9 protein-coding genes and 1 pseudogene are annotated in these 12,399 nt (G+C 36.9%); 2 read left to right on the top strand and 8 right to left on the bottom strand.

All coding sequences use genetic code 11. The features are described 5' to 3' along the window. Positions 1-25 precede the first annotated feature (25 nt). Positions 26-2,437: a heavy metal translocating P-type ATPase gene (locus CYJ36_RS14960; RefSeq protein ID WP_101568061.1), complete on the top strand. Its 2,412-nt coding sequence runs from the start codon at positions 26-28 to the stop codon at positions 2,435-2,437. A gap of 208 nt (positions 2,438-2,645) precedes the next feature. Here the strand turns inward: CYJ36_RS14960 and CYJ36_RS14955 are convergent, their stop codons facing one another. The 6 genes from CYJ36_RS14955 to CYJ36_RS14930 form a co-directional block, all read right to left on the bottom strand. After that, positions 2,646-2,846: an IDEAL domain-containing protein gene (locus CYJ36_RS14955; RefSeq protein WP_101568060.1), complete on the bottom strand. Its 201-nt coding sequence runs from the start codon at positions 2,844-2,846 to the stop codon at positions 2,646-2,648. Positions 2,847-3,164: 318 nt separating this feature from the next. Next, positions 3,165-3,911 (bottom strand): twin-arginine translocase subunit TatC, encoded by a 747-nt coding sequence (gene tatC, locus CYJ36_RS14950; protein WP_101568059.1) that lies wholly within the window; start codon positions 3,909-3,911, stop codon positions 3,165-3,167. A 185-nt stretch (positions 3,912-4,096) separates the two neighbouring features. Then, on the bottom strand, positions 4,097-4,276 hold the full coding sequence (locus tag CYJ36_RS14945) for a twin-arginine translocase TatA/TatE family subunit (RefSeq protein ID WP_101568058.1): 180 nt from the start codon (positions 4,274-4,276) through the stop codon (positions 4,097-4,099). Positions 4,277-4,350: 74 nt separating this feature from the next. Next, a complete protein-coding gene (locus CYJ36_RS14940; RefSeq protein ID WP_101568057.1) occupies positions 4,351-6,087 on the bottom strand; it encodes a metallophosphoesterase family protein in 1,737 nt (578 codons plus the stop codon). A 296-nt stretch (positions 6,088-6,383) separates the two neighbouring features. Next, positions 6,384-7,091, bottom strand: a complete 708-nt coding sequence (locus tag CYJ36_RS14935; RefSeq protein WP_180850347.1) for an HAD family hydrolase — start codon at positions 7,089-7,091, stop codon at positions 6,384-6,386. A 419-nt stretch (positions 7,092-7,510) separates the two neighbouring features. Next, complete coding sequence (locus CYJ36_RS14930) at positions 7,511-8,293, bottom strand: DeoR/GlpR family DNA-binding transcription regulator (RefSeq protein WP_101568055.1); 783 nt, start codon at positions 8,291-8,293, stop codon at positions 7,511-7,513. 437 nt (positions 8,294-8,730) lie between these two features. Here CYJ36_RS14930 and CYJ36_RS14925 point away from each other — a divergent pair. Next, positions 8,731-10,077, top strand: a pseudogene (locus tag CYJ36_RS14925) (amino acid permease); the annotation flags it as partial. Between the two features lie 389 nt (positions 10,078-10,466). Here CYJ36_RS14925 and CYJ36_RS14920 read toward each other — a convergent pair. Both CYJ36_RS14920 and CYJ36_RS14915 read right to left on the bottom strand, forming a co-directional pair. Beyond that, the gene (locus CYJ36_RS14920; RefSeq protein WP_101568053.1) at positions 10,467-11,003 is read right to left on the bottom strand and encodes a DUF6944 family repetitive protein; all 537 of its coding nucleotides are present in this window, start codon (positions 11,001-11,003) and stop codon (positions 10,467-10,469) included. A 76-nt stretch (positions 11,004-11,079) separates the two neighbouring features. Further along, complete coding sequence (locus CYJ36_RS14915) at positions 11,080-12,297, bottom strand: glycosyl hydrolase family 28-related protein (RefSeq protein WP_101568052.1); 1,218 nt, start codon at positions 12,295-12,297, stop codon at positions 11,080-11,082. Positions 12,298-12,399: the final 102 nt, after the last annotated feature.

Here is a 12,399-nt window from a genome sequence, read left to right as displayed (position 1 = left end):
ATATGGTATAAGAGGTGAAATGGTAATGAGTAATCAATTAAAAGAAACAAGCGTTCAAATATCAGGTATGACCTGTGCAGCTTGCGCAATTCGAATCGAAAAAGGATTAAAGAAATTAGACGGTGTAGAAGATGCCAGCGTCAATTTGGCACTTGAAAAATCAAATATTCGATATAACACCGATAAGGTTACTATTCAGGATTTCGAAAAAAAAATAAAAGATCTAGGCTATGATGTTGTTAAAGAAAAAAAGGATTTTAACATAACGGGAATGACCTGTGCAGCGTGTGCGACAAGAATTGAGAAGGGCTTAAACAAAATGGATGGAGTTTCAGTCGCAAATGTAAACTTGGCACTGGAAAAAGCTATTGTTGAATATGATCCATCACAAGTTTCAGCTGGAGACATTATCCAGCGTGTTGAAAAACTTGGATATGGTGCAGCCATTAAGGAAGATGAGAAAGAAGCAATCGATCACCGACAAAAAGAGATTAAAAAACAGACGCAAAAATTTATATTATCGGCTTTATTATCAATCCCTTTATTATGGGCAATGGCAGGCCACTTTTCTTTTACATCTTTTTTATATGTACCAGAAATTTTAATGAACCCTTGGTTCCAAATGGCACTAGCTACTCCCGTTCAATTTATGATAGGCAAGCAATTTTATGCAGGAGCTTATAAAGCCTTACGGAATAAAAGCGCCAACATGGATGTATTAGTTGCACTTGGAACATCAGCAGCTTATTTTTACAGCGTATATCAAGCCTTTATTTCAATTGGATCACACCATTCCGCAGAACTGTATTTCGAAACAAGTTCTATCTTAATTACATTGATTTTGTTAGGAAAACTGTTTGAAGTAAAAGCAAAAGGACGATCTTCAGAAGCGATTAAAAAGCTGATGGGCCTCCAAGCTAAAACGGCTTTGGTCATTCGAAACGGCGACGAAGCAGAAATTCCCCTTGAAGAAGTCATTACTGGTGATATTCTCTTAGTAAAACCAGGAGAAAAAATTCCGGTAGATGGGGAAGTATTAGAAGGAAATTCTGCCGTTGATGAATCCATGTTAACTGGAGAAAGTGTTCCTGTTGATAAAATGGCTGGAGACAATGTGATAGGATCAACAATAAATAAAAATGGTTTTATTAAAATGAAAGCAACAAAGGTAGGCAGAGATACTGCCTTATCTCAAATTATTAAAGTGGTTGAGGATGCCCAAGGATCAAAGGCGCCTATTCAGAGACTCGCAGATCAAATATCTGGTATTTTTGTTCCAATCGTCGTCGGAATTGCAGCACTAACCTTTCTTGTTTGGTTTATTTGGGTCAACCCTGGTGAATTTGCCAGCGGATTTGAAGCGATGATTGCTGTTCTTGTTATTGCATGTCCATGTGCTCTTGGTTTAGCTACTCCTACATCCATTATGGCAGGATCAGGACGTGCAGCTGAGTTTGGGATTCTTTTTAAAGGCGGAGAACACCTTGAAACAACTCATCACATTGACACAGTTATTTTAGACAAAACAGGAACAGTAACAAACGGAAAACCTGAATTAACGGATGTTCTAATAGAAAATTCGTTCGAAGAAAACGAATTTCTATCTCTTGTCGGGACGGCAGAAAAGCAATCTGAACATCCGCTGGCACAAGCAATTGTTCATGGAATAAAGGCTAAAGAGGTAGAATTGGCTCAAGCTCAGGAATTTGAAGCCATTCCGGGCTATGGAGTAAAAGCGATCGTGAACCAGAAAGTGATCCTTGTAGGAACCCGCAAGCTTATGAAACAAAATGAAGTAGATGTTTCAAATGCTGTTTTGCCTATGGAAGATCTGGAAGGTCAAGGGAAAACAGCCATGTTGGTCAGTATTGATGGCCAATATGCTGGTCTTCTTGCAGTGGCTGATACTGTAAAGGAAACTTCAAAGCAAGCCGTATCACGCTTAAAAGAGATGGGTATTGAAGTGTTTATGATTACAGGTGACAATCACCGAACTGCTAATGCAATCGGAAGTCAGGTAGGGATTGATCATGTCGTGGCAGAGGTCCTTCCAGAAGGAAAAGCAGAAGAAGTGAAAAAACTTCAAGATGCAGGAAAAAAAGTTGCGATGGTTGGAGATGGGATAAATGATGCCCCTGCTCTAGCACTTGCGGATATCGGAATGGCAATCGGTACAGGTACGGATGTAGCGATGGAAGCTGCAGACATTACCCTCATTCGCGGAGATCTGAATAGTATTGCGGATGCGATTTTAATGAGCAGAAAAACCATGCGGAATATTAAGCAAAACTTATTCTGGGCCTTTGCATATAATGTGCTTGGAATCCCAATTGCCGCAGTGGGACTGTTAGCCCCGTGGCTTGCGGGAGTTGCGATGGCGTTCAGTTCAGTATCTGTTGTATTGAATGCATTGCGTTTACAGAGGATAAAGTTATAAGTATTTGCAGAAATCAATAGTTCCTTAAGAAGCAGGGCCAAGATTGGTATTGCTTCTTTTTTATCCTGTATAAAAAACTTGCAGAGTCCTATGCTGCTTCATTTGAAGAATTAACTTCATTTAATGAAAAAAGGGAAGAAGTATTTTTACCTCTTCCCTTTTTTCTATGGTCTGGATCATTTTATCTACCCGATATATATACAGCAGTTTAAGGAATTTTCTTTAATTCTTCAGTTAGTCGCATGAATTCTTCTCTGTTTTTATCTCGTAACGACTGATCAATTTCTTTATGGATTTGCTCTTTACGGAAATTAAAAAGAACTTTGTCTAACACCATTTCAGCGAATAAAGAATCCAGGATGTTTGCATCAGGTTGTTGTGGGGGATTAAGCAAATACTTTTTTTCCATAAGAACCATCTCCTTACCCTTTTTTATATTATAAAGATAAATTTCTAAATATTCAAATATTTTAATGTAGTAAAATTTGGATATAAGGTAAAGCAAACAATTGGGGGTACACGCTGCTGCATATTATGATGATCCTTTTATGTGAATAGCTGGAGTGTGAACTGGGAGGGTGAACCTTCAGATATGTAAAGATTCATATTTTTAGAACCCATGCATATTGGAACTATTCATATAGAACAATGGGCAGTAATAAATACCGTTTGAAAAATTCGAACGGTATTTATAGGAAACCGGACCCTTTGATTGCGGTACAAGTACCTAAGACGGTTTTTTTAATTCAATTAAGTGATCTGATTGAATTTTGAGTTTTTTTCTGTATACAAACTTTGATAATGTTACGCTAAATTCATATAAAACTAAAAGCGGCACGATAACTAATAGATCTGATACAAAATCAGGCGGAGTAATTAATATCGATACAACGATAAGTGCAAAGTAAGACATCTTTCGAGCTTTTGAAAGAATCATAGGATTAATGATTCCAAGAGAAGTGAGGAACATAACAACAAGTGGAATTTCAAACATAAAACCAAACGGCAACGTCAAATTAATCATGAATTTAAAGTATTTTTCAGATGTAAATATCATTTCAAATTGCCCTTCAGACAAGGATAATAAAAAAGATAGAACAGTTGGATATACGACAAAATACCCGAATGATAAACCAGCAAGAAAAAGAATGAATAGTCCGGGAATGTACGAAAGCGTTGTTTTTCTTTCTTTTACAGAAAGCGCCGGTTTGACAAATAACCATGTTTGATAAGCGGAAATTGGAATGGTTAGAGCAATTGCAATCACGCCTGAAATCATAAAATATACCCAAAGGATTTCACTTGGACCCAATACAGCTAAATTATGGTCGAGATCCCGAATAAGCCATGCATAGATTTCTTGTACATAAATGAAGGATCCAATTAAAAAAATTATAAAAGCAATCAATGTATAGATTAATCGTTTCCTAAGTTCCTCAAGGTGCTCTAGCAAAGGAATTTCTTGATTAGTCATAGATTTTCTCCTTTCCAAAAAAGTGGAAGATGTAAGCTTTCTGCTCACATCTTCTTAATATTAACGGGCAGTAAGGCTTAATGGCACTGAGCTGCAAAGGTTGGTTAACTGCCCGTAAAAGTCCGATTGGCTTTAGCTAACCATCAGTGGGATGAAGCAAAACCTCCACTAATGAAAGTTCCAATTTATTTAGATTGTTCTTTTTCTTCTTTTTCGTCTGAAATTAAATCCTTAGTAGAGCTTTTAAATTCGCGCAGTGTGCTGCCAAAGGCCCGTCCAATTTCAGGTAACTTTGATGGACCAAATATGATGAGAGCAATGATTAATATTAAAATTAATCCGGGTACGCCGATATTTTGAAACATGATGTTTCCTCCTTTAATTATGATCAGTCAACCAAATTGTCGTATCTTATTAAATGTTTAAGATTTTACTAATACTATGCATTACTTCCTACTGTGAATGTTGTTGAAGCGACAGACTCATAACCGCTGCCGTAGAAATAGACAAATTTATAAGTTGAACCTTCTTTGTATCTGCCTGGATTTGCATTATTTTTTGGATCATAAGTAACTTTAAATGTTCCATCTGTTACTTTCGTATACATCCACCATATTGAAGCGATATCTCCCGGTTTTTCATTTACTTCATATAAACCAATCCAGTCACTCTGAGGGATTCTAGCATTTTCAACCGTAACGTCTACAGTATCATCTACTCCATTTAACACATTTTTGGATAAGGTAATCGTTGTATCTTTAACAACCCCGTCCAATGTTTTTCCTAATACTTTCAGAGAATTTTTACTTACATTGCCATATGCATCAAGGGCATGTACTTCTATCTCATATAATGTATTAGGGAGCAATCCGTCGATTGGCAATGTCAAAGGATTTGGGACTGGGTCTTTGTAAAACTCTGAGAACGCAAGGAATTGTTTAGCAATTTCCTTTGTATCTGCTTTTTTTACTGATACTTTATAGTCGTGCAGCATAAGATTATCTTTAGCTTGGGTAAACATGATTGCTAAGCTTGAAGCCGTCGTTTTATCATGATCAATGGCAAGCATAGAATTTGGCTTAAAGAAAGGTGCATTTTTGTCTCGAATTTCTGTATATTTAAATTTACGCTTATTAGCAGGATAGCTAATCTCAAATGGTTCTCCTGTCCAAGCATTTTTATGTATATCGCGGCGATGAAGCAATACTTTGTTGTCATAAACCTCTACAACAAGAGCTTGGTTCAGGATATCTGCTCCTTCAGGGACTTCTCCTTGAATTCTTCCGCTATCAAGCCACAGATAAGCACCTGTAGAAGTCCCAATAGTAGTAAAATCTTTTTGATGGATAATTCTTGGATCATCTAAAGGGTAATGTGTGTGACCGGAAAAAGTGATGGCTTGCGGATATTCTTTCAACGTATTGTAAAAAAGATCTCTATTTTCTGTGAAGCCCCATTCGCTTCCGTAAATCGTATCTTTGATAGGCTGGTGATGGAAGACGAAAATTGGTTTTTTTGGATCATCAGCGTTTGCTTGTCTTAACTGTTCACCCAGCCATTCAATTTGCTTTCCTGTAAATTTGCCTTCTGTTGTACCATCTTCAGTGCCAAGAACAATAAAATGATAGCCTTTAATTACATTGTGGTAGTAAATAGATTTCATGCCTGTTTTCTCAAAAAATCTTTTTTGAGCATCAGATACTGATAATCCATTCCAGTAGTCATGATTACCGATTGCTATCATAGAAACTGCTCTTGATTGTTTTTTGGCATTGTAAGCAGACATAAACTTATCATACTCAGATGTAACACCATTATCTGTTAAATCACCAACAACAACAAAAGCATCTTGCTTTGGAACTACCCGATTTAATTGTTCTAGAGTAGTGATAAATTTTTCTAATGTTTGATTACTGTCCGCATTAATATGGACATCACTGATAACTGGAAATATTAAATTTGGTTTTTTTCCTTTTGGATTAATAAAGGAAGGGCTGGCAGAGATAGATGCTGCACTTACAGGAATGCCAGTTAGTGAGCCTGCTAGAGTTAAACCTAGTGCAACTCCGGCCACTCCAGTTGTCTTTTTTATAAAACTGCGTCGGTCCATTCCTTGGTTAAACGTATCAACATGCAATAATTCTTTTGTTTTATTTTGTGATTGGTCCTTGCTCATTGATTTACCCCTCTTTTCATGAAATGTAGTGGTCAAAACATGTCATTCATTGATATCGTTTTTTCTTTCCAGATAGCTCTGCAAGTTTACTGATTCATGCTTTCGGCAAAGTCACGGCCTTAATAATCACTCTGTTCTCATTCTGAAATTAATGCTTATGTTAAAACTAAACTTCTTGAATAATGATGCTTAAGCAATATCTTAAACGAATCCAATAATTCCTTTAATCCCAGTGATGATCACCTCCTTCTCATCTTATAAATGATCTTGCCGTATCGATATAGATGAAATAATCTTTACTCCCAAATGAACCTGCCGTTTCCATCTATAAGATAATCGACACTCGGAATGATAAAGTGAGCCAGCTGATGCAGTTCTTGATAAGAACCAACTCCTGACAAAACACCTACTCCAAAACGAGCGCAGCTATTTTTAGCCAGCTGCATATCAATGATTGTATCTCCAACAATGACAACTTCTTCTTTTTCTAGATGAAACTTTTTGCAGAACTCTTCAACCACTTCAGGATAGGGCTTTTTTTTATATAAATCTGCCGTTCCTAAAAATTGAACTTCATTTAATATGCCTAACTGCTGTAAACAAAGTTTTGTATTCTCATAGTCATCTGCCGTAGCGATCCCTGCTATGATCCCCTTATTTTTTAAGGAAGAAAAAAGCAGAGACAGGTCGCAAACAGGTTTAATTTTATCTATATGCTCTTTCGTCTTTGCCAACAAACGCTCAGACAGCCACTGATGCATATGCGGCATTTCTTTTGGCAGTACTTTATTAAAGGCCTCGGCAATATCTTTAGAAGTTCCCCAAGCTAAATAACCTTTTTCATCGACTTTACCATTTCTTAATCCTATTGAATGACACAGCTTCTCTTTTAATGTTGTCTTGCGCTTATCCTCAATGCTGATTAGTAGCTCATCAATGATTTCATAAGAGATTTGAATCCATATTTCGCTAAATCGTAATAGTGTACCGTCTTTATCAAACAAAATTCCTTTAATCCCCAAATTGAAAATTCCTTTCTTGCCCATTAATTATTTATATCCAAAGCCTTTTGTAACGAACTATATGAAATACACAAAATAACACTTTATTACACAAAAACCCTCTTTCATCAATAAATAATACTCGGTGATTATTGATTTAATTTAATAATTGTGTAAATTATTGTTGAATCTTTGTTAATTAACACACATAGACACATTTATGCTATTTCACTATTAAATGTTATTTATTTACACTCCATGGATTAACGATCTATTCATCAAAGAAATGCGTGGTTTTATTGAAGTTAGAGGGGAATGAGGTATTTTGCGGATTAGGAAAAACACGGCCTGTCATGACTTTATGGACGCTTTGGGTAACAATATATACGAAAAGGGCAAATAAAAAAAGGAAAAGTGGACGGTCACTTTTCCTCAATCATAGACATATTTGCAATTTCGATACCTTCGTTTTTGTATTTCTGCAGTATCTTTTCTGAAAGTTTGGAATCAGAAATAATGCGCTCGATCCTGTCAAAATGACAAACTTTCAACAAAGATGCAACATCGAACTTGCTGCTATCAGCCAGCACAATGACATTTTGAGAATTTTCAAGCATACTCATTTTCACTTGGTATTCTCCCAACCCATAATCTGTAAGTCCTTCAGTCAAAGAAATACCACTTACACTCATAAAAAATGTATCAATGTGAAACCCCTTAAAAAATTCCTCTGCTAAATGACCTACCAGGCATAATTCTTCATTTCGAAGTACACCTCCGGGCATCAAAATTGTATATTGAGGCATTTCTGAAAGTTCATTAGCAATGATTAAGGAATTTGTGATAACGGTAAGTCTTTGAAACCTCTGTTTTAATTCCTTCGCAAATTCAGTATTTGTTGTACTGACATCCAAAGCAATGGATTGACCTTCCGTAACATATTGTACAGCAATTTTTGCTATTTCCTTCTTTTCCTGAATATTTTTGGCTTCCCTTAATGTGAAATTAACTTCTTGACTGTTCACATTGTCTAAAACCGCGCCTCCCCTTACCCTTCGTAAATAGCCTTCTTTCTCGAGATGTTCTAAATCCCTGCGTACTGTTTCAGTAGATACTCCGAACAGTTTCGTGATCGAAGAGACCTTTAATGATTTATTATTTCGTAAATATTCCATAATATTTTGATGACGATCATGAGCTAACAACCTTTTCACCCGCTTTTGTAATGGATAACCTATTATTAACATAAAAATACACAATTTCACAACCAGGAATTTGTGAATTAATTAATATCGGGCTTATAGATAGGTCGTAAATCATTTCTATCATAACGTTTAAAAAAAGGTAACGAACTTTTCACTACCTCTCTTCACCATTTAGAAAGATATCAAGGTTAGCCAGAGAATTTTGTATCGTGAAAATCAGTTGTAAGACTAGAGTCCAATTCAGGAAGTTAAAAAGGAAAGATACAAACATGTCTTTCAAACTATTTTCTTTTCCAATGATATATTTTTCGAAAAAAATAAATTTTCATATAATATAAATAATGATAAAATGGGAAAGCGTTAAATGTTTCTATATGTTTTATAAGGAAATGTTAACGCTTACATAAATAGGGAGAAATATATTCAAGGGGGATTCCATGTTAGAAAATGGCCAAGAATTAAAAAAGGAACTAAAAGACAGGCATATATTTATGATTGCGCTAGGCGGGGTAATTGGAACAGGATTATTTCTAAGCTCGGGATATACTATTAGCCAGGCGGGACCGGGCGGGGCAATTGCCGCCTATCTTGTTGGAGGCATTGTCATGTATTTGACTATGCTTTGTCTTGGTGAACTAGCAGTTGCATTACCAAATGTCGGATCTTATCAAACATATGCAACAAAATTTATTTCACCGGGAGCAGGCTACGTGGTAGGGTGGATGTCGTGGCTAAACTGGTCTGTTACAATCGGTTTGGAATTGCTGACAGTCAGTATTTTAATGAAACGCTGGTTTCCTGATGTATCATCCTGGGTTTGGTGTATACTATTTGCCCTTCTTCTTTTTGGTATTAATGCTTTGTCCACAAGAAGTTTTGCAGAGGTAGAGTTTTGGTTTTCAAGCATTAAAGTCATTACAATTATTGCATTTATTCTCTTAGGCGGAGCAGCTATGTTTGGCTTTTTGGATATGAGCGGCGGTGAGCAAGCTCCTTTTTTCAGTAACTTTACAGATAATGGAGGTCTATTTCCACATGGTATTACCGCTATCTTAGTTACAATGATTGGTGTTAACTTTTCCTTTCAGGGAACAGAACTTGTAGGAATCGCTGCAGGTGAAAGTGAAAATCCTGAAAAAACAATTCCTAAAGCAATTAATAACACGGCTTGGCGTATTTTAATCTTTTTTATCCTTTCTATTTTTGTTCTTGCAGGATTGTTTCCGTGGCAGCAAGCAGGATTGGTAGAAAGTCCGTTTGTTGTTGTATTTGATAAAATTGGGATTCCGTATGCTGCAGATATTATAAACTTCGTTATTATTACGGCTGTATTATCTGTCGCAAACTCTGGTTTATACGCAACATCGCGTATGCTTTGGTCCATGTCAAAACAAGGCATGATCAATGAGAAATTTGGAAAGCTAAATAAAAGAGGTGTTCCAATCAACGCACTTATTGCGAGCCTGGTTGTAGGCTGCCTATGTTTATCGTCCGGTTTTTACGCGGAAGGCACAGTCTACTTATGGCTTCTTTCCATCGCAGGTTTTGGTGCAGTATTCGTATGGTCTTCCATCGCTCTTTCCAATTTTTTAGGAAGAAGAGACTTCTTGAAAAAAGGGGGAAATATAAAGGATTTAAAATTTAAGACGCCATTATATCCTTTTGTTCCATTAGCTGCATTATTCGCAAACGTTTTTGTCATGGTTAGCCTTGCATTTATTCCAGACCAAAGAATGGCTCTGTATTGCGGAATTCCTTTTCTTATCTGGTGCACCCTATATTATTATTTTGTAGCTAAGCATCACATGAAAAAAAGAGATTTGATGCATGAGCAAGAGTTGGATTTAAAGAAGTTGGAGAAGGTTTCTCTTTAAAAAAGGCTGTTTTCGCATTGATTGTCCCGTGGATTTCCGCTTCAGGCACTTGCTTTCCGCTGTGAGGGATGGGAGCCTCCCAGGCTATGCCTGTGGGGTCTCCCATTTCCCTCTATTTCCCACAGGAGTCAAGTGCCTTCCGCTCCAATCCACTAAAGTTTTTAACCATTTTTCTATAAGCAACAAACTTTACGAAAAGAGCCTTTAAATAAATATGTGTAACGTTCATTAGGTTTATCTTGGATGGATATTTTGCAACAAAAAAAGCAGGGATTTCTAAAATAGAATTCCCTGCTTTTTTAGCTGTATTTCGTCTCCCCAATAGCAGAAATAACAGACCCGATGGCCTGAATCCAGCTGCCGGCAACATTGATATTACCTGGATCTTCTCCTTTTAGCTCCATACTTCCTGCTAGCGCCTGCATGGAGTTTCCGATGACTTGAAGCAGGTTGCCATAGATGCTGTACATCTGTTCGATAGACTTTTCCTGTTCATATGCATCTGCGAGAGCCACTCCGCCGCCTGTCGCTTGAAGCAAATTTCCTTGTATTTCTAAAAGCTGCTTTGTCCTTTCATTAAAATCAATGATGATACTGGTTACAACGGTAGAATTTCCGATTGCCTGCAGCATATTTCCGATTTTGTTCAGGGTGAGAGAGTCTTCCATATCTGCCAGGATTGCATTTCCTGTCGCTTGCAGAACATTCCCAATTAAATTCAAGTTTTCAAGCTGTTGATCTGTTAGTACGTTGGATGGCGTGCTTCCTACAGCAGCTGTAATCGTACCTATGGCCTGAATCCATGAACCAAACACAGCTTTTTGTTCATCGCTCATTTTGTGATCACCTACTCTGCATTTTCCATAAGTGTTTCATCTTACTAAGATATGCAGAAGATTAAGTCATGCACGTTTATTCGTTTAAATTGGCACTTGTCCTGCTTTTTAAATTGGAAAAAGAGTTGTTAGATAAGTTCAGTCCGGAAACGTTTGCGACCATATTCACTCCGTATCGGCCATTTTCTAAAGAGTTGTTGGAAATGGTTATATCTCTGAACTGGCTTTTACCGTCGACCCCTTTATTAATCCGAATTAAATCGGAGCTTTGAGATACTGACCCATTTGCAATGGAGTTATTCTTTACAGCTACATGATTTCCGCCTGCGATATCGATGGCTGCAGAATAGCTGCCAGGTCCCGTAATTGTATTTTTTTCAACAGTTACATGATTGGCATAAACAGAAATGGCAGACCACATATCATAGGTTTTGTCTTCTTTATAGGTATCATAAAAATTATCTGACATAAAGCTATTATGAATTCGGTTATCTTTAATAACGGCTCCAGGTGATTGAATTTTGATGGCGCGTTTATGGTTTTTCTCGAACGTATTCCCTAGAATGTTAACATCGACGTTCTCTTTAAAACCTTGTACGACAATACCATCTCCATCGTCTTTTGGACCAATTTTCAAAATTGATGAGTTTTGAATCGTGATATTCTTGCTGCCCGCCTGCGTTTCAAGAGCAGGGCTGATTAAAATTCCGCGTGCAACTTTATGATTCCAGCCAACATGTGATGAAATATTTTTTGCGAAAACATCTTCAATAATCAATTCATCCATCATCACGTTTTCTACACCGCCTTCTATCCGAATGCCAATGGGGGTAGAGTGCGAATAAGGCTTAGATGATGGCTGGCCAAAATGCTTGAATTCTGCTGAATGAATACTCACGTTTTTGCTTCCGTTCATTACGGTTAATCCGCGTAATACAAAGCCGCTGCCATCAAAGGCGAGATCCCTGATGGTAATGTTTTCACCGTAAGCTCTTAGAAGTGTATATCCTTCCTTATTGGCTTTAATAATAGCTTTCGATCCATAGACATCTGTATTTCCTTTTATAGTAAGTGTGTCAGAAACAGAATACGTACCTTCCGGGAAAAAGATCTTTTTATTTTTCCCTTTATACAAAGCTTTTTTAATAGCAGACGTGTCATCCGTCACACCATCGCCTGCTGCTCCAAAATCCTTTACGTTTAATATCTGATTATCTGCACCAATTGAATTTGAAAGTCCCAGAAAAGTTAAAAGTAACATAGCAACCATTATAGCTGTTTTTTTAAGAATCATGAAATGTCCCTTCTTATTAAGAATAATTTGCACAACTAAAGTATCGGTTTCTTTTTACCTATTTTTAACTCATTATCAAAAATTTAATAAATTATTAGGTAT

The sequence above is a fragment of the Bacillus sp. UMB0893 genome, from assembly GCF_002858905.1.
GTDB lineage: Bacteria > Bacillota > Bacilli > Bacillales > Bacillaceae > Bacillus_P.
This window is presented reverse-complemented; position numbering and strand designations above follow the sequence as displayed.